At 70.1% G+C, this 21794-nt stretch carries 23 protein-coding genes; 3 read left to right on the forward strand and 20 right to left on the reverse strand.

Annotation, left to right across the window (positions count from 1 at the left end):
- Positions 1-50 precede the first annotated feature (50 nt).
- Genes ftsY through HPO96_RS26235 form a run of 5 tightly spaced genes read right to left on the reverse strand, consistent with a single transcriptional unit; the run spans position 51 to position 6932 of the window.
- Positions 51-1223, reverse strand: coding sequence for a signal recognition particle-docking protein FtsY (gene ftsY, locus HPO96_RS26215; protein ID WP_420371474.1), 1173 nt, complete (start codon positions 1221-1223; stop codon positions 51-53).
- A 43-nt stretch (positions 1224-1266) separates the two neighbouring features.
- A complete protein-coding gene (gene cydC, locus HPO96_RS26220; protein WP_171677007.1) occupies positions 1267-2898 on the reverse strand; it encodes a thiol reductant ABC exporter subunit CydC in 1632 nt (543 codons plus the stop codon).
- Positions 2895-4520 (reverse strand): thiol reductant ABC exporter subunit CydD, encoded by a 1626-nt coding sequence (gene cydD, locus HPO96_RS26225; RefSeq protein WP_171677008.1) that lies wholly within the window; start codon positions 4518-4520, stop codon positions 2895-2897. Before cydD ends, cydC begins: the two co-directional genes overlap by 4 nt.
- Positions 4517-5503 (reverse strand): cytochrome d ubiquinol oxidase subunit II, encoded by a 987-nt coding sequence (gene cydB / locus HPO96_RS26230; protein ID WP_171677009.1) that lies wholly within the window; start codon positions 5501-5503, stop codon positions 4517-4519. The genes cydD and cydB overlap by 4 nt, the downstream gene beginning before the upstream one ends.
- 13 nt (positions 5504-5516) lie before the next feature.
- Positions 5517-6932 (reverse strand): cytochrome ubiquinol oxidase subunit I, encoded by a 1416-nt coding sequence (locus HPO96_RS26235; RefSeq protein WP_171677318.1) that lies wholly within the window; start codon positions 6930-6932, stop codon positions 5517-5519.
- A gap of 103 nt (positions 6933-7035) precedes the next feature.
- On the opposite strand from HPO96_RS26235, the gene HPO96_RS26240 reads away from it, so the two are divergent.
- Together HPO96_RS26240 and HPO96_RS39250 are read left to right on the forward strand one after the other, a co-directional pair.
- Positions 7036-7434, forward strand: a complete 399-nt coding sequence (locus HPO96_RS26240; protein ID WP_171677010.1) for a BlaI/MecI/CopY family transcriptional regulator — start codon at positions 7036-7038, stop codon at positions 7432-7434.
- Complete coding sequence (locus tag HPO96_RS39250) at positions 7431-8336, forward strand: M48 family metalloprotease (RefSeq protein WP_171677011.1); 906 nt, start codon at positions 7431-7433, stop codon at positions 8334-8336. The genes HPO96_RS26240 and HPO96_RS39250 overlap by 4 nt, the downstream gene beginning before the upstream one ends.
- A 151-nt stretch (positions 8337-8487) precedes the next feature.
- On the opposite strand, the gene HPO96_RS26250 is transcribed toward HPO96_RS39250, so the two are convergent.
- Genes HPO96_RS26250 through HPO96_RS26265 form a run of 4 tightly spaced genes read right to left on the reverse strand, consistent with a single transcriptional unit; the run spans position 8488 to position 11362 of the window.
- Complete coding sequence (locus HPO96_RS26250; RefSeq protein WP_337796811.1) at positions 8488-9582, reverse strand: threonine aldolase family protein; 1095 nt, start codon at positions 9580-9582, stop codon at positions 8488-8490.
- Positions 9583-9613: 31 nt separating this feature from the next.
- The gene (locus tag HPO96_RS26255) at positions 9614-10312 is read right to left on the reverse strand and encodes a zf-HC2 domain-containing protein (RefSeq protein WP_171677012.1); all 699 of its coding nucleotides are present in this window, start codon (positions 10310-10312) and stop codon (positions 9614-9616) included.
- Positions 10309-10839, reverse strand: coding sequence for a sigma-70 family RNA polymerase sigma factor (locus HPO96_RS26260; protein WP_337796812.1), 531 nt, complete (start codon positions 10837-10839; stop codon positions 10309-10311). Before HPO96_RS26260 ends, HPO96_RS26255 begins: the two co-directional genes overlap by 4 nt.
- A gap of 46 nt (positions 10840-10885) precedes the next feature.
- The gene (locus HPO96_RS26265) at positions 10886-11362 is read right to left on the reverse strand and encodes a COG4315 family predicted lipoprotein (protein ID WP_171677014.1); all 477 of its coding nucleotides are present in this window, start codon (positions 11360-11362) and stop codon (positions 10886-10888) included.
- A gap of 79 nt (positions 11363-11441) precedes the next feature.
- Here HPO96_RS26265 and HPO96_RS26270 point away from each other — a divergent pair, with 79 nt between their 5' ends.
- Positions 11442-11765: a nuclear transport factor 2 family protein gene (locus HPO96_RS26270; RefSeq protein WP_171677015.1), complete on the forward strand. Its 324-nt coding sequence runs from the start codon at positions 11442-11444 to the stop codon at positions 11763-11765.
- Here the strand turns inward: HPO96_RS26270 and HPO96_RS26275 are convergent.
- From HPO96_RS26275 to HPO96_RS26325, 11 genes are all read right to left on the reverse strand, one after another.
- Positions 11755-12714: an alcohol dehydrogenase catalytic domain-containing protein gene (locus HPO96_RS26275; RefSeq protein ID WP_171677016.1), complete on the reverse strand. Its 960-nt coding sequence runs from the start codon at positions 12712-12714 to the stop codon at positions 11755-11757. The genes HPO96_RS26270 and HPO96_RS26275 overlap by 11 nt on opposite strands.
- On the reverse strand, positions 12711-13736 hold the full coding sequence (locus HPO96_RS26280; RefSeq protein ID WP_171677017.1) for an alcohol dehydrogenase catalytic domain-containing protein: 1026 nt from the start codon (positions 13734-13736) through the stop codon (positions 12711-12713). The genes HPO96_RS26275 and HPO96_RS26280 overlap by 4 nt, the downstream gene beginning before the upstream one ends.
- A 74-nt stretch (positions 13737-13810) precedes the next feature.
- Positions 13811-14377 carry a TetR family transcriptional regulator C-terminal domain-containing protein gene (locus HPO96_RS26285; protein WP_171677018.1) on the reverse strand — a complete coding sequence of 189 codons (567 nt, stop codon included), beginning with the start codon at positions 14375-14377 and terminating at the stop codon, positions 13811-13813.
- Between the two features lie 40 nt (positions 14378-14417).
- The gene (locus tag HPO96_RS26290) at positions 14418-14822 is read right to left on the reverse strand and encodes a PIN domain-containing protein (protein WP_171677019.1); all 405 of its coding nucleotides are present in this window, start codon (positions 14820-14822) and stop codon (positions 14418-14420) included.
- Positions 14819-15094: a type II toxin-antitoxin system Phd/YefM family antitoxin gene (locus tag HPO96_RS26295; RefSeq protein WP_171677020.1), complete on the reverse strand. Its 276-nt coding sequence runs from the start codon at positions 15092-15094 to the stop codon at positions 14819-14821. The genes HPO96_RS26290 and HPO96_RS26295 overlap by 4 nt, the downstream gene beginning before the upstream one ends.
- A 38-nt stretch (positions 15095-15132) precedes the next feature.
- Positions 15133-18687: a chromosome segregation protein SMC gene (gene smc, locus HPO96_RS26300; RefSeq protein WP_238355539.1), complete on the reverse strand. Its 3555-nt coding sequence runs from the start codon at positions 18685-18687 to the stop codon at positions 15133-15135.
- A 253-nt stretch (positions 18688-18940) separates the two neighbouring features.
- A complete protein-coding gene (locus HPO96_RS26305) occupies positions 18941-19096 on the reverse strand; it encodes a hypothetical protein (RefSeq protein WP_233712037.1) in 156 nt (51 codons plus the stop codon).
- A 195-nt stretch (positions 19097-19291) separates the two neighbouring features.
- Positions 19292-20146: a bifunctional DNA-formamidopyrimidine glycosylase/DNA-(apurinic or apyrimidinic site) lyase gene (mutM, locus tag HPO96_RS26310; protein WP_171677021.1), complete on the reverse strand. Its 855-nt coding sequence runs from the start codon at positions 20144-20146 to the stop codon at positions 19292-19294.
- 1 nt (position 20147) lies between these two features.
- A complete protein-coding gene (gene rnc, locus HPO96_RS26315) occupies positions 20148-20825 on the reverse strand; it encodes a ribonuclease III (protein ID WP_337796813.1) in 678 nt (225 codons plus the stop codon).
- An 88-nt stretch (positions 20826-20913) separates the two neighbouring features.
- On the reverse strand, positions 20914-21105 hold the full coding sequence (gene rpmF, locus HPO96_RS26320) for a 50S ribosomal protein L32 (protein ID WP_131355175.1): 192 nt from the start codon (positions 21103-21105) through the stop codon (positions 20914-20916).
- Between the two features lie 67 nt (positions 21106-21172).
- A complete protein-coding gene (locus HPO96_RS26325) occupies positions 21173-21688 on the reverse strand; it encodes a YceD family protein (protein ID WP_337796814.1) in 516 nt (171 codons plus the stop codon).
- Positions 21689-21794 lie beyond the last annotated feature (106 nt).

A 21794-nucleotide genomic window follows, 5' to 3' on the forward strand; every position in this document is an offset into this window, starting at 1 on the left:
TTCTTCGGGGTGTTTTACCGAAGGACGAAGCTGTCCGGGCGTTCTCTACATCAGTCCAGCAACGCGTCGACGAACTGCTCCGGGTCGAACGGCGCCAGGTCGTCCGCGCCCTCGCCGAGGCCGACCAGCTTCACCGGCACACCGAGCTCGCGCTGCACCGCGATCACGATGCCGCCCTTGGCCGTGCCGTCCAGCTTGGTCAGCACCAGGCCGGTGACGTTGATGACCTCGGCGAACACCCGCGCCTGGGTGAGCCCGTTCTGGCCGGTGGTCGCGTCGATGACGAGCAGCACCTCGTCGACCTCGGCCGACTTCTCGATGACCCGCTTGACCTTGCCGAGCTCGTCCATCAGGCCGGTCTTGGTGTGCAGCCGCCCGGCGGTGTCGACCAGGACGACGTCCGCCTCCTCGGCGATGCCCTGCTTGACCGCGTCGAACGCGATGCTGGCCGGGTCCCCGCCCTCGGGGCCGCGCACGGTCCGGGCGCCGACCCGCTCACCCCAGGTCTGCAGCTGGTCCGCGGCGGCGGCGCGGAAGGTGTCCGCCGCGCCCAGGACGACGTGCTTGTCCTCGGCGACGAGCACGCGGGCGAGCCGGCCGACGGTCGTCGTCTTGCCGGTGCCGTTGACGCCGACGACCAGGACGACGGCCGGCTGCGCCTCCTTGCGGGTCACCGCGAGCGAGCGGTCCATCGACGGGTCGACCAGCGTGATCAGCTCTTCGCGCAGGACGTCGCGGGCCTGGGCGGCGCCGACGCCCTCGACGCGCATCCGCGTCCGCAGCTTGTCGACCAGCTCCTGCGTGGGGCCGACGCCGACGTCCGCGGTGATCAGCGTGGTCTCGATGTCCTCCCACGTCTCCTCGTCCAGCTTGTCGCGGGACAGCAGCGCGAGCAGGCCCTTGCCGAGCGAACCCTGCGACCGGGCCAGCCGCGCGCGCAGCCGGACCAGCCGGCCCTGCGCGGACTCGGGCTTCTCGACGGTCGGCGCGACCGGCTCGGCGGGCAGCTCGGTGTCCTCGAGCGTGCGGGTCGGGGTGTCCCGGGGCTGCTCGGCGTCCTCGCCGACGGTCGGCTCGGCCGGCTCGATGGTCGGCGTGGTCGCCGCCGGCAACTCCGACCGCCGGCGGCGGGCGGCGACGAGCCCGGCGACAGCGCCCAGCACGACCACCCCCGCGATGATGATCGCGAGCAGGACCTGATCAGTCAGCAAAGGGATCGACACGATTCCCCATCTTGGCAGACGCGCGGCCCGCGCAGCGCATCCGTCACCGCAGAAGCACTTCTTGTCGCGCTACGTGATCGGGCACGAGCTCCGGCCGGTGGGTGAGCAGGACGACCGTCCGCTCGCCGGCCGCGGCGAACAGGTCGGCCAGCAGCGCTCGCCCGGTCTCCTCGTCCAGATGCTCGGTCGGCTCGTCCAGGACCAGTACGTCGCGCTGCGCGAGCAGGAGCCGGGCGAACGCCAGCCGCTGCCGCTGACCGCCGGACAGCCGTGCGCCGTGCTCACCGACCAGCGTGTCCAGCCCGTCCGCCAGGCCTTCGACGAAGGCCCCGAGCCGGGCCAGGTAGAGCGCCCGCCAGATCCGCAGGTCGCTGACCCCTGGGTCCGCGAGCAGGAGGTTCTCTCGGATCGTCGTGTCGAACACATGGCTCTCCTGGGTGAGCAGACCGACCACCGACCGCACCTGGTCGCCTTCCAGACTGGCCAGGTCGACGCCGTCCAGCAGAACCTGGCCGGCGCGCGGCTCCAGGAACCGCAGCAGTACGGCGGCCAGGGTGCTCTTGCCCGCGCCGCTCGGCCCGGTGATCACTACTCGGCTCCCGGCCGGCATGTCCAGGCTCAGCTCACTCAGTACGTCGCTATCGGCGCCGTACCCGACTCGGAGCTGCCGGACCTGCAGTCCGCGCCCCTGCGGCAGCGCTACCGGTTTCCGAGGCTCAGCGACCGGCTCTGGGCTGTCGACCAACTCCTGAACCCGACCGAGCGAAGAGCGCACTCTGATCGCCAACTGCGCTGCTGCGGGGACGCCGCCGAGCACATCGGCCAACGCCAGCGGAGTGAGGACAAGTACGGCGAACACCGCGCCGGTAATGCTCGCCGTACTGCCCAGCACCAGACCGGCGATACTCGCACCGCCGACACACACCACCAGCAACGCGCCGCCCAGCCCGGCGCTCCAGGCCGACCGGCGCTCTGCCGCCGCCAGCCGCGCGTCGCGAGCGCTGAACGCGTCCAGCACCCGGTCGGTCGCGTTGAAGGCAATCACCTCACCTGCGGTCAGCAGCGTCTCGGTCGCTGCCGCGGCGACCTCGCCTCGGGCACCGGCCACGCTGCGCTCGGCCCGACGCGCCGACCAGGCAGTCAGCCACGGCACCACCGTGCAAGCGACCAGGACGGCGACAGCGACGGCCGCACCCGCAGTCGGCAGCAGGAGCGCGATCAGCGCAACGGTCGCGGTTCCGGTCACTGCTGCGACGGCCACCGGCAGCAGAACCCGCAACCACAGATCGAGGACCGCATCGACGTCCAGCACCAGTCGCGCCAGCAGGTCGCCCTGCCGCCGCCCGCTCAGCCCGCCCGGAGCGAGCTGCTCCAGCCGAGCGGTGATCCGGGCTCGGGTCTCCCCCAACACCCGGTACGCCGCATCGTGGCCGGCCAGCCGCTCGACGTACCGGAAGACGCCGCGCGCGACGCCGAACGCCCGGACGGCGACGATCGGGACCAACAGGATCAACACCGGCGGCTGCGCGGCAGCCGTGGTGATCAGCCAAGCCGACGTGGCCAACAGACCTACTGCCGAGCCGGCCGCAGCCACACCCGCCGCCAAGGCCAACGCCAGCCGCCACCAGACCTTGCGCTCCGGCTGAATGAATCGCATGGCTGCCCAGCTGCTCATGCCAGCACCAACTCTCGTGGTCCCACGACAACACTTCGGTCGGCCGCTGTAATCAGTGCCGGTCGGTGCGCGACCATCAGCACCGTTCGACCAGTCGCCCGCAGCCCAGCGATCACTGCGGCCTCGGTGTCCGTGTCCAGCCCTGCGGTCGGCTCATCCAGGAGCAGCACGGGCGCATCGGTCACCAGCGCCCGCGCCAACGCCACGCGGCGCTGCTGCCCGCCCGACAACAGCTGCCCGTGCTCGCCAACCGCTTTATCAAGCTCCAGCTCACTTGAACCGGCTGCCAGCAGAGCCAGCCGGACGGCGTCATCGGAGGCCTCCGGCTGCCCGAGCCGCACGTTGTCGGCGACACTCCCCGACCGGAGCCCGGCCCGCTGTGGCACCCAGGCGAACTGCCGCCGCCACGCGCTCGGCTCGAACTCGTCCGCCGCACTGCCACCCGCGACCACCACACCGCGTTCGGGCGCGATGAAACCGAGCAACACCGCCAGCACTGTCGACTTACCGGCACCACTCGGCCCAGTCAGTGCGAGCACCTCACCCGGCCGCACCTCCAGGTCGAACCCGTCGAGCGCCGGCTCGTCGCGACCCGGGTAGCGCACGGTCACGTCGTACAGCTGCAGGTTGGTCGTGCGTAGGTCGGGGACGTCGGTCCGGTCGCCACGCTCCGGCAGCGGAGTCTCCAGGACCCGGAAGGCCTCCTCGCTGGCGGCAACACCGTCCGCGCTGGCGTGGAAGTGCAGGCCGACCTGACGCAGTGGCAGGTAGGCCTCGGGCGCGAGGATCAACACCATCAGCGCGGTCTCCAGCCCGAGGTGGCCTTCGATCAACCGCAGGCCCACACCAACGGCGACCAGCGCGACCGAGATGCTGGCGAGCAGTTCCAGCGCCAGAGAGGAGAGAAAGGCGACCCGCAGACTGCTCATCGACGCGACCCGGTGTCGATCCGTCACCCGGCGTACGGCCGCCTCCTGCGCCCTGGCGCGGCCGAACAGCTTCAGGGTCGGCAGACCGGTCACCACATCGGTGAAGTGATGGGCCAGCCGGTCGAGCGCGCGTTGCCGGCGTCGGCTGTGCGCCTGGGTCGCCCAGCCGATCAGCGCCATGAAGATCGGGATCAGCGGCAGCGTGATCACGACAGTCCCAGCGGCGATCAGATCGCCGGTCGCCATCCAGCCGATCACTCCGGCCGGGACAGTCGCAGCGAGTACGAGCTGCGGGAGGTAACGCGCGAAATACGGATCGAGGTCGTCAAGGCCCTTGGTGAGCAACGTAGTCAGCGAACTACTGCGCTCGCCGCTCAGCCAGACCGGACCGAGTTTCAGCGCATGCTCCAATGTCTGCCGCCGCAGCGTCGACTTCACCGCCGCGGCAGACCGCTGCGCGACCACCTCTTGGCACCACAGCAGCACGGCTCGCCCAGCGACCACGGCGGCGAGCGCCCAGGCCGCACTGGTCACGTCAGCGCCCTGCAGCACCACTCCGGCGATCACCTTCGCCAGCAGCATCGCCTGGACGATAATCAGCGCGCCACTCGCGATACCGATCAGAACCGAGGCAGCCAGGAAGGTCCGGGCCGCCCGAGCCCGGCGCAGCAGCCGCGGGTCGAGCGGCTTCATGCCGCCACCACGACCCGCTTGCGGAACACCCAGTACGTCCAGCCCTGGTAGAGCAGCACGAGCGGCGTGAAGATCCCCGCGATGATCGTCAGGATCTTCAAGGTGTACGCCGTCGACGCGGCCTCGGCCACTGTCAGCGTCGTCTCCGGGCTCAGCGTCGAGGGCAGCACGGCTGGGAAGAGTGCAGCGAACAGTGAGACCACAGCCAGCCCAGTAGCGACAGCCGAGCCGGTGAAGGCCCAGCCCTCCCGGCCGAGCCGGTTGGCGATCAGACCGCCGACGAACGCCGCAGCGGCAGCCGCTGCGACCACAGCCGAGGCGATGTCACCGCGCAGCGCCTGGGCCCACCACAGGAAGGCGACCGCAAGGACTGCGGCGACCACACCGACCTGACGAGCGAGCCGGTTCGCCCGCTCTCGCAGTACGCCGGTGGTTCGCAAGGCCAGGAAGATCGCGCCGTGGGCGACGAAGACCGCAGTGAAGGTCAGACCGCCGAGCAGGGCGAACGGGTTCAGCAGCTCCCCCAGCCCGCCGACGTACTCGTGGGAGGCATCCAGCGGGACGCCGCGGACGAGGTTGGCGAAGACGATGCCCCACAGCAGCGGGGGCAGCACCGAGCCGACGGTGATCACCGTGTCCATCCGGCCGCGCCACTCCAGGTCGGCCCGTTTGCCGCGGTACTCGATCGCGACCCCGCGCAGGATCAGCGCGACCAGGATCGCGAACAGCGGCAGGTAGAACCCGCTGAAGACGGTCGCGTACCACTCCGGGAAGGCGGCGAACATGGCCGCGCCGGCCATCACCAGCCAGACCTCGTTACCGTCCCAGACCGGGCCGATCGTGGTGATCACCGCGCGCCGCTCGGGCTCGTCGCGGCCGAGCACCCGGACCAGCGCGCCGACGCCGAAGTCGAACCCCTCGAGGACGAAGTACCCGGTCCACAGCCCGGCGATGAGCAGGAACCAGACGGTCGTGAGCTCCATGATCCAGCCCTTCTCAGTAAGCGAACGACAGCGGTTCGGCGGCATCCGGCGCGTCGTCCGGATCGCTCTCGGGCGGCGGCGCGTCGGTCCCGGCCAGACCGGCCCGGATCGTGCGCAGCATCAGCTTCACCTCGACGAATCCGAGGACGCCGTACAGGACGGTGAAGCCGGCCAGCGAGATGATCAGCTCGGTCGCCGTCGTGCCCGGCGAGACGCCGGACGCCGTCGGCATCAGGCCGAACACCAGCCAGGGCTGGCGGCCGGTCTCGGTGAAGATCCAGCCGAAGCAGTTCGCGAGCAGCGGTAGCAGCGGCAACGGCGCGACCACCCAGATCAGCCACCTGGCCGGCGCCCGCCCCTTTCTCGTCGCCCAGAGCAACCAGAGCGCGATCGCGCCGGTCGAGAGGCCGACGCCGATCATCAGCCGGAAGGTCCAGTAGGCGAGCGGGATGTTCGGGTTGTAGGAGCCTGGGCCGTAGAGCCGCTCGTAGGCCTCCTGCAGCGAGTTGATGCCCTTGACCTCGCCGTCGAAACTGCCGGTGCCGAGGAAGGACAGCAGGTACGGCACCTTGATCGAGAAGACTTCCTTCGAGCCGTCCAGCGTGCCGATCGTGAACAGCGACAGCGCGGCCGGCTTCTCGGTCTCGTAGAGCGCCTCGGCGGCGGCCATCTTCATCGGCTGCACCTCGGTCATCACCTTGCCCTGTTGGTCACCGGTGAGCGCGACGCCGGCGCTGGCGGCGAGCACGATCACGGCGCCGATCTTGAGCGCCGTCCGGAACACGTCGCGATCGACGTCCGGCCGGCGGAGCAGATGCCAGAGCGCGACCGCGGCGACGAACGCGCCGCCGACCATGAACGCGGCGAAGATCGTGTGCGGGTAGGTGACGAGCACGACCTTGTTGGTCAGCACCGCCCACAGGTCGGTCAGCTCGGCCCGGCCGCGCTCGGGGTTGATCCGGAAGCCGACCGGGTTCTGCATCCAGGAGTTGGCGGCGAGGATGAAGTACGCCGACAGCTGGGTCCCGAGTACGACCATCCAGATACAGGCCAGGTGGACGAGTTTGGGCAGCCGGTCCCAGCCGAACATCCAGAGGCCGATGAAGGTCGACTCGACGAAGAACGCCAGCAGGCCCTCGAGCGCCAGCGGAGCGCCGAAGACGTCGCCGACGAACCGTGAGTAGTCCGACCAGTTCATCCCGAACTGGAACTCCTGGACCAGGCCGGTGACCACGCCCATCGCGATGTTGATCAGGAACAACTTGCCGTAGAACTTGGTCAGCCGCAGGTACTTCTCCTTGCCGGTGCGGTACCACGCGGTCTGCAGCCCGGCCGTGATCGCGACCAGCGAGATCGTCACCGGCACGAAGAAGAAGTGGTACACGGTGGTGACGGCGAACTGCCAGCGGGCCAGATCCAGGGTGTCCACGAACCCCTCCAGGGACATCTACGACGATACGTAGTAGATCGTAGCGCGGATCTACTACGCGATGTAGTTCTTATCTACTACGACGTGTAGTTACACTGGTCACGTGACGAGTGAGGAGAAGGCGCCGCGACCGCTCGGCGACCTCGAGCGCCTGGTGATGGAGCAGCTGTGGGCGGCGTCCGAGGCGCTGACCGTGCGCCAGGTGCACGAGCGGGTCGCGACGACCCGCGACCTCGCCTACACGACTGTGATGACGGTGCTCGATCGGCTCGCGAAGAAGGAGCTGACCGAGCGCGAGCGCGACGGCAAGGCCTGGCGGTATCGCGCCGCCGCGCCACGCGAGGAGCTGGCCGTCGACCTGATGCGCGATGCACTCGACCGGGCCGGTGACCGGCGGGAGGCGCTGGTCCGGTTCGTCGGCCAGGTCAGCGACGAGGAGGCCGCGCTGCTTCGCGAGGCCCTCGCCAAGCTGGACGGCGACACCTCGGGGCGAGCCGGGTGATCACCCCGGTTCTGCTGGCCGCGTTGGCCCTGGTGCTGGCGGGGCCGGCGCCCGCACTGCTGGCGCGCTCCGACTGGCCGTACCGGGTGCCGCGCGCGGCTATCGCGCTTTGGCAGGCCATTTCACTCGCTGCGGTGCTGGCCGCGCTCGGTGCGGGGATTTCACTGTCGTACTCGACCGCCGGGCAGCCAGGCGAGCCGCGCTTCGACCCGTCGTCCGCCCGTGACCTCGTGGCCGCCGCAGTCCTCGCCATGACCGCACTGGTCGTCGTCAGGCTGCTCTGGGCCGCCGGCCGCGTCGCCGTCGGCACCCGAGCCCGCCGTCGGCGGCACCGCGACCTGGTCGACATCCTCGCCACTCCCGACGGCCTCATCCCCGGCCTGCGCGTCCTCGAAGAGCAGACGCCACTCGCCTACTGCCTCCCCGCCCTCCGCGGGGCGCGCGTAGTCGTCTCTGTCGGCGCGCTGGACCGCCTCGACGACAGCGAGCTCAGAGCCGTCCTGGCCCACGAGCAAGCGCACCTCCGCGCCCGCCACGACCTGGTCCTCGAGGCCTTCACCGCCCTGCACCAGGCCTTCCCCCGCTTCGTCCGCAGCGACCTGGCCCTCGAACAGGCCCGCACCCTCGTCGAACTCCTGGCCGACGACGACGCCCGCCGCCGCAACGGCCCCCGCCCCCTGGCCCGAGCCCTCGTAGCCCTTGCCGGCTCCCCAGCCCCCGAAGCCGGCCTGGCCGCCGCCAAGTCCGCCACCCTGCTCCGAGTCCAGCGCCTAGCCGACCCCACCCCCGACAACCGCCTACTAGCAGCCACCACCTACACAGCCGCCGTAGCCCTCCTCGTAGTCCCCACCCTCACCGTCGCCGCCCCCATAGTCCTAGCCATCGTCAACGCCGTCAGCTGAACCTAGCCGAAGTGTTTGCCTTCGTTGCGGGCTACGGCGAGCAGGACGAGGCCGGCGAGCAGGAGCAGAACTACCGTCATTACCACGAACGTCACCACGTGCGATTTCCCCGATTCCCCACAGATCCCCAGTTGGCTATCGGTGGACGAGCTCAGGGGCGTAAAAGTTCCCCGAAGGCCTTGGTGATTTCGTCGAGGGGCCAGTCGAGGGTGGTGGGGGTGACGACGAGCTCGGTCCAGGACCAGCCGGGGACGGCGGCGGGGTGCCAGGGGCCGCAGATCGACTCGCGGGTGCGCTCCATCCGGGCGACCGCCGCGGCCTCCATCACCTCGACCCGGCGGGGCGCGTAGAGCTGGAAGGAGTTGGTGTGCGGCGACTCCGGCACGACGCGGAATCCCTCGCCCTGTAAGGAGACGGCGATCTGGACGGCGCGGTCGTACAGGTCGTCCATCAACGGGAGCACCGTGCGCAGTCCCTCGCGCGCGGCGACGGCGTACGGTGCGAGGGTGAAGAGGTTGCCGCCGAGGCGGCGCTGCCAGCGCCTCGTCTCGGCGATGACGTCTTCCGGCCCGGCCAGGATCGCACCGGCCAGCCCGCCGAGCACCTTGTAGAACGACACGTAGACCGAGCTGGCCAGCGCCGAGATCTCCGCCAGGCTGTGCTCCAGGTACGGCGTGCTCTCCCAGAGCCGAGCGCCGTCGAGATGCAGTGGTACGCCGCGTGCCGCGCAGGCCTCGGCGAACACGACCAGCTCGTCCCAGGTCGGCAGCAGGAAGCCGGGGTCGCGCAGCGGCAGCTCCAGCGACACTGCCGCCAGCTTGCCCGGAATGGCCTGCAGCTCGTCCGGCCGCGGCTGGCGCGGTTCGGACGTCAGACGCTCGATGCGCAGCTGGTGGACCTCCTCCAGCGCGTTCAGCTCGTGCACCAGCAGGTGGGACTGGCCGTGTACCGCCACCCGGCTGGTGCCCGCGCGATCGGCGTACACCCGCAGCACGCTCTGCTGCGCCATGATGCCCGACGGCATGAAGACTGCGGCCGGTTTGCCGAGCAGCTCGGCCACCTCCTGCTCCAGCGCGGCCACCTCACCGCCGGTGCCGTAGATGTCGGCATCCGCCTCGGCTGTCACCTCAGCGAGCCGCCGGAGCCGGTCCGCCATCGGCGTCCGGGGGTGGGCGAGCCAGCGGTCGCAGTTGGCGGCCGCGGCCTTACGGCGGGCCGGAGTGTCAGCAGCGGAAGCAGAAGGCACGAATCCATCCTCTCCCGGGGGACAACTGGTTTCAGATGGTGGTGGTCACGACGTGCGCACCCTGCACCGTCTTGATCTCCACCGACTTGACCTGGTCCGGCGAAATCAGCACACCGCCACCGAACCGGCTCCCCTCCCGGGCAGCCTGCTCCGTGACCACCCAGCTGCCGGCCGTCCAGACCTTGCCGGCCTTGTCGGTCACGTACATCTCACACTCGGCGCCGGGCTTCAGCCCGGTGATCCGCACCCGTATCCAGGTCCAGTTCTCCCGCGGCTCCACAGTGGTCGCCATCGTCGCCCCGGACGCCGCATCGGTCGCACTCACCTGCACCGATCCCGGCACCGGCCCGTCAGCCTGCTCGACGGTCTGCCGCCCGATCAGTACGCCGCCGCCCAGCGCACCAGCCACCACAACAACCGCCGCGGCAACCAGCAGCCACCGACCGCGCTTCTTCGCCACCGGTGCAACCGGCGTAGCGACCGCGGACGGCGCAGCAGCAGCCTCCCGGACCTCACGCACCGTGCGCTGGAGCAACAGGTCCCCGCCCTCCGGCGGGCCGTCCAGGAACGCCTCCGGCGGGACCTCCCCGAGGAACTCCTTCAGCTCCTCCAGCTCCACCAGCTCGGCGCGGCACTCTGCGCAGTCCGCCAGGTGGGCCTCCACCTCGCGCGCCTCGTCGGCGTCCAGCGCGCCCAGAGCGTAAGCGCCCAGCTGCGAGTGCTCGCTCATCTGGCCACCTCCGCCTCTGATCCGGCCATCACCGCGCGCAATGCTCGGAGGGCGTAGTACGTTCGCGATTTCACGGTACCCGGCGGGACGCCGAGCTCCTGCGCCGCCTCGGCCACCGAGCGACCGCGGTAGTACAGCTCGACCAGCACCTCGCGGTGTTCGGGCGACACCTGGTCCAGCGCGCCCAGCACCACCATGGTGTTCACCACGGCGTCGGAGTGGTCGCCCTCCACCGGAGGGCGGTCCACCACATCGGCTACCTCGGCGGGCCGGGCCGCTCGCGCTCTGGCCCGGTCGGTGACGATGTTGCGCGCCACCGTGAGCAGCCAGCCCCGCACCGAGCCCGCACCCTTGTTCAGATCGGCAGCGTGTTTCCACGCCCGCACCAGCGTCTCCTGGACGACGTCCTCCGCCGCGGCCCGATCCCCGGTCAGCCGGGTCGCGTACGCCAGCAGGCTGCGCCCATGTTCGGCGTACAGAGAACGGACGAACGTCTCCCCCGCGTCCGCACCCTGGTAGTCACCCACCGACGGAACGATACCGGTTACGGCGGGCGCCCACCCGGGGAAGTACTCAGTAGCCGTAGTTGCCATCGCCGGACGGTTGGGTCGTGATCTTCTTGCCGTCCGCGCCGACGGCCCACCACACTCCCCCGACCGCCTGCCCCTTGGTCTCACCGGCCTTGGTGTCACCGGCGAACAGGTACACCGGCAGCCCGCCGACCGCCAGTTGCTTGCCGCCGTCGGTGCGGGTGATCGTCGTGACCTCCACGCCGTCCAGCTGCGGAGTGCCCTCGCCGGGCGCGACCGCCGGCCACTTCGCCAGACAGTCCGCCTCGCAGTTCGACTTACCGGCGGTGTCCTTGTCGAAGACGTACACGGTCCGGCCGTTGCCGTCGACAAGGATCTTGCCCAGGCCGCTGTCCGCGGTCTTCAACTGCGCAACGGCTTCCGGCGCCGCACTACCCGCAGCACCGTCGTCGTCACCACAAGCAGTCAATGCGCCGAGCCCCAGCACGACCACTCCCACCACACCGGCCACACGCCTCATCAGGTCCTCCTCGGTATCTCCTTGAACACCTGGCATACGTGCCGCCGCGGCAACCGGTTCAACGGCTATCGTCGGCAACATGAGCCAAGAGATCCCGGCCGCGGTCCAGCGTGCGCTCACCGCGATCGACGAACAGGACAACGACGCGTTCGTGGCGGCCTTCGCCGACCACGGCTACGTCGACGACTGGGGCCGCCAGTTCCGCGGCCACGACCAGATCCGCTCCTGGAGCAGCAACGAGCTGATCGGCAAACGAGCCACCTTCACCGACACCCGGATCGCCACTCCGGGCAACCCGATCACCCTGCTCACCCAGGTCGGCGGCGACGGTTTCAACGGCCCGTCCCACTTCACCTTCGACGTACAGGGCGATCAGCTCGCCTCGATGACGATCACGGCCTGAGCAGCACTTTCCCGCCGCGCCCCGGCCGGGCGGCGTGCTCGATCGCCTGCGCGACATCCGCAAGCGCGTAGGTCGCCTCGACGCGCGCCCGCAGGACGCCGTCGATCGTCAGCCGGGCGAGGTCGCCGTACGTCTGCTCGATCTCGGCCGCCGACGCCGTCCGCAGCCAGTTCGGGATCCACACCCCGTGGACCCGCAGCTCGGTGAAGACGAGGTCGCCCAACCCCACCGCAGGCGCCGCGCCGGTGACCGACGAATAGACCACCACCGGCGCGCCGAACGCGGCCGCCTGCGCCAGCGCACCGACACTCGCGTCGCCTGCGCCGTCGAGGATCAGCGCGAAACGGTCGTCGCCCAACTCGGCTTTGATCCGGTCGGCGAGATCGTCCCCGTCGACCAGGACCACATCAGCCGCCAGACCATCGGCCGCGTCGGGTCGGCGGACGACGCTCAACACCCGCGCGCCGGCGCGCTGAGCCAGCGCCGTCGCGTACTGCGCCACGGCCGAGTTACCGAGGTTGAGCCCGACCCAGTCCCCCGGCTGCAGTCCCGTGAAGCGCGTCAGCGCCAGGTAGGCGGTCAGCGGGTTGGTGCTGAGCATGGCCATCTGTTCGACGTCACCGCCCTCCGGGATCGGTACGACGTTGGCCGCCTTCACCACCACCTTGTCGGCCCAGGTGCCCTGCTCGTAGTTCGGGAGGATCAGCACCCGGCGACCGATCAACTTGGAAGCACCGGCGACGACCCGCCCGACGCCCTCGGTCCCGAGGTCGTACGGCGTCCGCACCGGGTAGTTGTAGTTGCCGGAAGCAAGCATCTGGTCGACCGGGTTGACGGTGGCCGCCTCGATCGCGACGACGACGTCGTCCGGACCGGCGATCAGTTCGGCCGTGTCCTGCAGTTCCGCGTTCGCGGCGAGGTCGCCGAGCTCTTTCAGGACCACCTTCATCGGGTCGCTCCGGTCGTCAGCACCATCCGGAAGCGGGCCGCGCCGGACATCATCCGGGCGTAGGCAGCGGGCGCCTGGTCGAGGGGGACGCGTTCGACCAGCGGGCGGACGTTGTTGGCGAGGGCGAAGGCGAGATTGGCCTCGTTCTCGCTGGGAGTGCCGGTGAGTGAGCCCTCGATCGAGCGGCCGCCGAAGATCAGTGCGCTGGTGGTGACCTCGATCGGATCCGCGGCGGCGCCGACGACGATCAGCTTGCCGCGGAGGCCGAGGCCCTCGACGAGCGGCGACATCGATGCGCCACTGGCCGCCGTCGCGATGATCACCTGAGCGCCGCCGAGCTGCTGGAGCGCCTGGCCGGGGTGCACCGCGGAGCTGTCGATGTAGTCGGTCGCACCGAGTTCGAGCGCCAGTTGCCGCTTGTCCTCACCCCGGGCGATCGCAGCGACTCGGAGTCCGAGTTTGGCGGCGTACTGGATCGCGAGGTGGCCTAGCCCGCCGATGCCCTGGACGGCGACCATCGCACCCGGCTCAGGGGTGCCTTTGCGTAGACCGTTGAAGACGGTGATGCCGGCGCAGAGCAGTGGCGCCGCCTCGGCCGCGTCCCACTCCTCCGGTACGGCGACCAGTCCACTGGCCGGCACGGTCAGGTACTCGGCGTACCCGCCGTCGATCGTGTCACCGGTGACCGGCTGGTTCGAGCAGTAGACGAAATCCCCGCGGCGGCAGTTCGCGCAGACACCGCAGTGGCCGGCCAGGAAGCCGACGCCGACCCGTTGACCGACGCTCCGCTCCCCCACCCCGGCGCCGACGGCGTCGATCCATCCGACCACTTCGTGGCCCGGGACGATCGGCGTACCGGCCGGACGGGTGCCGTTCAGGTTGTGCACCCCCAGGACGTCGCTGTGGCAGACACCGCAGGCCTCAACCCGGATCCGCACCCGGCCGGCGCCGGGCTCGGTGAGCTCACGACTGACCGCGGCGAAGGCGCCGTCCAGGGCCTCGATCGCGTGGTACGTAGTCATATCTTCTCCTCAAGACGGTCGGTCATCTTGACCGACGCACAGAAAAGCCGCCCCGGTTCCGAGGCGGCTGTGACTCAGGTCAGCAGAGCACCGAAGGTGAGGTCGAAGAAGATCTCGAACGCCTCACCGGACTTGTCCGCCCGGGCCCGCAGAATGGCGCCCTCCCAGGCGCTGGTCAGGTAGCGGGCGGTTCGCTCCGGATCGAGCTCGGCGCGGAACTCCCCCGCCTGCTGCCCGGCCGCGATCGCCTCGGCGAGCACACCCGACCACTCCTCCAGCCCGCCCTTGACCCGCAACCGCAGCGGCTCGCTGTGATCGACCACCTCGGCCGCGAAGTTCCCGTACATGCACCCCTTGGTGTACTCCGACAACTCTGCGCCCAAGGCCTCGAAATGCCGCCGGATCCGCTCCGCCGGCGTCCGCGACTCGTCCCGCAACAACGGAATCGGCCGCGTCTCCCCGTAACGCTCCAAGGCGACCGCCGCCAGCGCTTCCTTACTCTCGAAGTGGTTGTAGAACGACCCCTTCGGCACCCCCGCCCGATCGGTGATGTCCTTCACCGCCGCCGCATTGAACCCCCGCTCCAGGAACAACTCCACCCCGGACCCGAGAATCTCCTCCCGCATACTCTGCCTGGCCACACCCCCAATATGACCGGTCGTCTCAAGATCCGCAAGTCGCTCAGACCGGGACGGCGGTCAGGAGCCCCTCGAGCCCGCGAAAGTCCGCCGGATTGCGGGTGTAGAGCGGAAGATCCCGGCTCGACGCGATCGCGGCGATCATCAGGTCCATCCGCCGCGGCCGCGGGTCGCGCCCCGCCGCGATCACCAGCGCGACCAGGCTCCCGTACCGCACGGCGGCGTCCGCATCGAACGGCAACGGATCGAACTCCGCCATCGCCGCTCCCAACACCTCACCCCGAGCGGCCCGGCTGAACGGGTCTTTCGCCATCACCACGCCCTGTTGCAGCTCGGCCATCGTGACCGCGGTGAGCTCGGGATACTCCGGCAGGTCGTCGGCCTCCAGGACCGGGAGGTCGATATAGGTGCAGGTGTCGAGAACACCGGCAGCCGACCGCCCGGTCACGCGCGCTCCCACGGATCGTCGTCGTCGCCGAGTCGATCCTCGGAGCCGAAGAACTCGTCCGCCTCTTTCCGCATCGCGGCGGCATCCACCCGCGGCAGGCGCCGATGCCTTGCGATCAGCTCCTCGGACGTCGGTCGGCGGCGCTTGGCGAGCGGACGCAGCTCGGCGACTTCGGTGCCGTTGCGCGTGATGTGGTAGGTCTCGCCGGCCTCGACGGCGTCCATCACCGCCGCGGACTGATTGCGGAACTCCCGCTGGCTGATGATCTTCATACAACCAGCGTAGCCCCACGAGACACACTGCGCTACGGCTAGGCGGGTTCGGGTTCGCGGATGCGTTGGGAGATGACGGCGGAGACGCCGTCGCCGCGCATGGTGACGCCGTAGAGGGCGTCGGCGACCTCCATGGTGCGTTTTTGGTGGGTGATGACGAGGAGCTGGGAGTTCTCGCGGAGCTCTTCGTAGATTTCGAGGAGGCGGCCGAGGTTGGTGTCGTCCAGGGCGGCTTCGACCTCGTCGAGGATGTAGAAGGGCGACGGGCGGGCCTTGAAGAGGGCGACCAGGAAGGCGACCGCGACCAGGGAGCGCTCGCCGCCGGAGAGCAGGGAGAGGCGTTTGACCTTCTTGCCGGGTGGGCGGGCCTCGACGTCGATACCGGTGGCGAGCATGTCGTCGGGGTCGGTGAGGACGAGGCGGCCCTCGCCGCCGGGGAAGAGCCGGCTGAAGACGTGCTGGAAGGCGACCTCGACATCGCGGTAGGCCTCGGTGAAGACCTGCTCGACGCGGTCGTCGACCTCCTTGACGATATCCATCAGGTCGCGGCGGGACTTGCGCAGGTCCTCGAGCTGTTCGGACAGGAAGCGGTGCCGCTCCTCCATCGCGTCGAACTCCTCGAGCGCGAGCGGGTTGATCCGGCCGAGCTGGTTGAGGGCGCGCTCGGCCTGTTTGAGGCGCTTCTCGACCTTGGCGCGGTCGAACGGCTCGCCTTCGAGCTCGAGCGGCTCCTCGCCCTCCTTGGGCTCCTTCGGCAGTGGCGGCACCAGCTGGTCGGGGCCGTACTCCGCGACCAGCGCCTCGACCGCGATGCCGAGATCGCCCAGGGCCTTCTCGTAGAGGGCCTCCAGCCGCATCTTCTGCTCGGCCCGGGCCAGGGCGTCCCGGTGGACGGTGTTGGTCAGCTGCTCCAGCTCGGAGCTCAGGTTTCGGGTGGTGGAGCGGGCTTGGGCCAGCGCCTGCTCCCGGTCGGCGCGCTGCGCCTGGATGGCGGCCCGCTCGGACGCCGCCAGCTGCAGCGACGTCTCCAGCCGCGCCAGCACGTGGCCGGTGGCCAGATGGACGGCCTGGGCTGCCTCTGCCTGCCGGGCCCGCCGGGCGGCCCGGGCGATCGCCCGGGCGCGTGCCTCGCGCTCCTGCCGGGCTGCGCGCTCCAGCGAGTCGGCACGGCCGGACAGCGCCCGGGCCCGCTCCTCGGTGGTCCGCAGCGCCAGCCGCGCCTCCATCTCGGCCGCGCGGCCGGCCTTGGCCGCCTCGGCGAGCTGGTCCCGCGTGGCGGTGTCGGGCTCGTCGCCCTCGTCGTCGAACATCTCCGCGTCGGTCAGCCGCTCTTCGAGCTCAGCCAGACCGGACAGGTTCTTGTCGCGCTCCTCCTCGGCGGCCGCGATCGCCTCGGCCATCCGCTGCGCCTCGCCGCGGGAGGCCTTCGCCAGCGACCCGAAGTGCGCCAACTGCTCGGCCACGGCCGCCATCGCCGCATCCGACTCGTGCAGCCGGGCCAGCGTGATCTCGACGGACTCCTTCTGCCGGCTCCGCTCGTCCTCCAGGCCGGCCAGCTCGAACCGCAGCCGCTCGCTGCGCGCCGTCGCCTCGACCAGCTTCTCCGCAGCCTCGTCGACCGCGGACTGCACCTCGATCAGGCTGGGCGCCGCATCCGAGCCGCCGTACGCGAAGTGCGCGCCGAGGACGTCGCCGGCGCGGGTCGCGCAGGTGACATCGGGCAGGCTGCGGACGAGGGACTGCGCCGCCGGGACGTCGTCCACCACGGCGACCTTGCGCAGCAGCCGGCGCAGCGCGGGCCGCAGGTTCTGCGGGCACTCGACGACGTCGACGGCGTACTGCGCTCCGTACGGAAGGGCCGGCCACATCGGGTAGTCGTCGGTGGGCGCGTCGCCGAGGAGCATCCCCGCGCGGCCCAGGTCGTGTTCCTTCAGGTGGCCGACGGCGGCCAGCGCGGCGTCCGCATGGGTGATGGCGACCGCGTCGGCCGCCTCGCCGAGCGCAGCCGCGATGGCCGTCTCGTAGCCGGAGCGCACGCTGAGCAGCGCGGCAACCGAGCCCATCAGCCCGTTGACCTGCTCGGAGGCGGCCAGCAGGGCGCCGGCGCCGTCCTTGCGGTTCAGACCCAGCTCCAGCGCCTCCTTGCGGGCGGTCAGGCCGGTGCGCTCGCGCTCGGCGTCCCGCTCCTCGGCCCGGACCTTGGCCAGCCGCTCGTCCATCTCGTCGAGCACGGCCTGGGCGGCCTCGTACTGGTCGTCGAGACCCTTCTCACCGGCATCCAGCCCGGCGACCTGGGTCTCCAGCGCGGTGAAGTCGTGCTGCGCCTTGGCGGCGCGCGCCTCGGCCTCCTGCATGTTGTTGGCCAGGCGGCCGATCTCGGACTCCGCGGCCGACGAACGGCTCTTCAGCGCGTTCACCTGGCCAGTCAGCCGGGCCAGGCCCTCGCGGCGGTCGGCCGCGGCCCGGATCAGCGCCGAGACCCGGCGCTCCTCCTCGGCCTCCTGGTTCTCCAGCACCTGACGACGCTCGACGGCCTCGGCCAGCAGCTCCGAATGCGCCTCGACCTCGGCCTCGATCTGCGCCTCGGTCTCGCGGACCCGGGCCGCCTCCAGCTCCAGCTCCTCGGGGTCGCGCCCCGAGCGCGGGCCGTCGTCGGCGCCGTCGTTCAGCGAGCGGATCCGGTCGGCGGCGATCCGGGCGGTGCCCTTGATCTTCTCGCCGAACCCGGACAGCTGGTACCAGGTGTCCTGCGCGGCCTGCAGCGCGGGCGCGTCCTCGCGGAGCGCCTCCTCGAGCTCGGCCTCCAGCTCGCGCGCCTCGCGCAGCTTGGCCTCGATCTCGGTCCGCCGCTCCGTCATCCGGGCCTCGTCGGCCAGCTCGGCCTCGAGCGCGGACTGCGCCTGGACGATGTCGTCGGCCAGCAACCGGGCCCGGCCGTCGCGGACCTCGGCCTGGATCGTCACCGCCCGGCGCGCCACCTCCGCCTGGCGCCCGAGCGGCTTCAGCTGCCGGCGGATCTCGGTGATCAGGTCGCCGAGGCGGTGCAGGTTGCCCTCGGTCGCCTCCAGCTTCCGGATCGCCTTCTCTTTGCGTTTGCGGTGCTTGAGGACGCCGGCCGCCTCCTCGACGAAGCCGCGGCGGCCCTCGGGGGTGGCGCGCAGGATCGAGTCGAGCTGGCCCTGGCCGACGATGACGTGCATCTCACGGCCGATACCGGAGTCGCTGAGCAGCTCCTGGACGTCGAGCAGCCGGCAGCTCTGCCCGTTGATCTGGTAGTCCGAACCGCCGTTGCGGAACATCGTCCGGCTGATCGTGACCTCGGCGTACTCGATCGGGAGCGCGCCGTCGGTGTTGTCGATGGTCAGCACGACCTCGGCGCGGCCCAGCGGGGAGCGCCCGGAGGTGCCGGCGAAGATGACGTCCTCCATCTTGCCGCCGCGCAGGGATTTCGCGCCCTGCTCGCCCATCACCCAGGCCAGCGCGTCGACGACGTTGGACTTACCGGAGCCGTTCGGGCCGACGATGCAGGTGATCCCCGGTTCGAAGTTCATCGTCGTGGCCGACGCGAAGGACTTGAAGCCTCGGAGCGTCATGCTCTTCAGATACAAAGCGATGCTCTCCAACCCGTGAAAGGACAGACGATACCGAAGGAACCGTCGCAACTCGTAACGCTGTCGCTACCCGGGGAAGTAGTTCCGTCTGGGAGTCTACAAACACCTGCGGGCGATCCCGTGCAGGCGGACGGAGATGTCGGGAGAAAGACAACCGGCGGAGGCCCGGACGGGGGCCGCCGCCGTGGTAGTGCGGTCGGTGATTACTGCGACCTGGCGGTCGCGGCTCGGGTCCTCAGACCGAAGCGGGGGCGCGCAGAGCCTCGTCGACTGTCAGCAAGCGGCCCTCGTGGACCTGTGCGACGAGGTGGTCGTTCTCTGCCTGCAGGCGCATCACATGCGCCTCCAGATCGGCGACACGCCGGTTGAGCAGACGAACCTGCTCGAGCATGCGCGGGTCAGTGCCTCCAAGGTGCCCTAAAAGAGCCTTGGCCATTGTGCTGTCCTCCGGAAGGGTTCTGGCCGGGTGTGCGCACCCCGTGAGCTCAGATCGCAATGGGGAGCGCTGAAAATGTGTGCCGTCTTTCAGGGTGACACCGGCAAGGCCGACGGTCAACCTGGGCCACGTTTATTAACGATACCTCGCCTACCAGCGGACCAGCCGCGGAACCGGCTGGCATCTCGGGCAGCGGTACGACGAACGGTTCATGAACGGCTCCCGGCGGATCGGCCGGCCGTCCCGCGGGCACGGCGCGCCTTCCTGTCCGTAGACGTTCAGGCCGCGTTCGAAATAGCCGGATTCCCCGTTCACGTTGACGTACAGGGCGTCGAAACTGGTGCCGCCGACGTCCAGCGCCTCGGCCATCACCTCGTGGGCGTGCCGGAGAATCTCCTGTGCCTGCTGGGGTTTCAGCGATTCGGTGGCCCGCGCGTAGTGCAGTTTCGCGCGCCACAAGGCCTCGTCGGCGTAGATGTTGCCGATCCCGCTGACGACGGTCTGGTCGAGCAGCGCCCGTTTCAAACCGGTCTTGCGGCGGCGCAGTTTGGCCGCGGCGGCATCCGCGTCGAACAAAGGATCGAACGGGTCCCGGGCGATGTGGGCGATCTCGGCGGGCAGCTCGGCGCCGCCGTCGGCGTACGACAGACCACCGAACATCCGCTGGTCCACAAAGCGGACCTCTCCGCCGCCGTCCGCGAACCGGAACCGGACCCGCAGGTGCGCCTCGTCGGGCGCGCCGACCGGCTGGACCCGGAACTGACCGCTCATCCCGAGGTGGGTGAGCACCGCGTCACCGGACGTCAGCGGCAGCCAGAGGTACTTGCCGCGCCGGGCCGGCTCGGCGAACACCTGGCCCTTGAGCCGGGAGACGAAGTCCTCCGGACCGGCCAGATGCCGGCGCACCGGCCGCGGGTGCAGCACCTCGACGGCGTCGATCGTCCGCCCGGTGGTGAAATCCGCGAGCCCGCGGCGAACGACCTCTACCTCTGGGAGCTCAGGCACCTCAGGGCTGCTGCGAGGGATCCGTGCTGTCGGGGTGCGCGGCGCGCAGAGCCTTCCAGGCAGTTTCGGCGGCCTGCTGCTCGGCTTCCTTCTTGCTCCGGCCGATGCCGTGCCCGTAGGTGTCGGAACCGATCCGGACCCGCGCCTCGAACGTCTTGGCGTGATCCGGCCCCGATTCGGCGATCACGTACTCCGGGACGCCGACGCCCAGCTGCGCGACCAGCTCCTGCAGCGAGGTCTTCCAGTCCAGGCCGGCGCCGAGCCGGGCCGAGGACTCCATCAGGTCGTCGAACAGCGTGTGGACGACGCCGCCGGCCACCTCGAACCCACGGTCCAGGTAGACGGCGCCGATCAGGGCCTCGACGCAGTCGGCCAGGATCGACGACTTGTCGCGGCCGCCGGTGGCCTCTTCGCCGCGGCCGAGCCGCAGGTACTTGCCCAGCTTGAGCTCGCGGGCGACCCCGGCCAGCGCGCGCATGTTGACCACCGCGGCGCGCAACTTGGCCAGCCGGCCCTCGGAAAGGTCCGGGTGGTTACGGAACAGCGACTCCGTGACGATGACGCCGAGCACGGAGTCCCCCAGGAACTCCAGCCGCTCATTGGTCGGCAACCCACCGTTCTCGTACGCGAACGAACGGTGGGTGAAGGCGTGCTCCAGCAAATTGTCAGCCAGCGCCACGCCGAGCCGCTGATTCAGCTCGGCGTAGAGCCCCCCGTGCGCTGAGGATGACTCAGCGTCGACTGATGAATTCACTGATGGGCGCCGCTTAGCTCTCGACGACCTGGCGACGCTCGCCCTTGGCGCCGTACTGGCCGCAGGTCGGGCAAACGGTGTGCTGCAGGTGCTTGGCGCGGCAGGCGGGGTTCACGCAGGTCACCAGCGACGGGGCAGTGGTCTTCCACTGGGCCCGGCGGTTGCGGGTGTTGCTGCGCGACATCTTCCGCTTCGGAACGGCCACGGTTATGACTCCTCGGTTCGGCCGGGGGCTGGATGACCCGGCCGGCTGGTTACGGGTGGTTCGGTCTTCAGTTGTCCTGCTGGTCGTTCTGGAGCAGTCCGCCGAGGGCGGCCCAGCGGGGATCGACCCCGTCTTCATGTTTGTGCCCCGGCTCGTCCGCCAGCCGCACCCCACACTCGGGGCACAGACCGGCGCAGTCGTCGGTGCACAAGGGCTGGAACGGCAGTGCGAGCACCACCTGGTCCCTCAGCGCCGGCTCGAGGTCGATCAGATCGCCCTCCATCCGGCTGGCCTCCTCCGGTTCGGCGTCGCTCTCCGGGTAGACGTACAGCTCCTGGACGTCAGCGAGGAACTCGTCCTCGATATCGACCAGGCACCGCGCGCACTCCCCGACCAGCCGGCCACTGGCCGTTCCGGTGACGAGCACCCCTTCGACCACCGCTTCCAGCCGTAGATCGAACTGGATCGGATCGCCTTCGGGGACGCCGATCACGTCGATACCGAGATCTGCCGGCGCCGCGGCCTGGAAGGTGACTTCGCGCTGGGACCCGGCGCGGCGTGACAGCTCGTGCGTATCGATCACGAGTGGGGACCGCGGGTCCAAGACGCTCAGGGCTTCCCTTTCAGGCGTGGGCAGGCAGAAATCGATCTCGTCGAGACCGGTAGACCACATTATCAACTACCCGGCC

The sequence above is a fragment of the Kribbella sandramycini genome, from assembly GCF_013131805.1.
Classification (GTDB): Bacteria; Actinomycetota; Actinomycetes; order Propionibacteriales; family Kribbellaceae; genus Kribbella; species Kribbella sandramycini.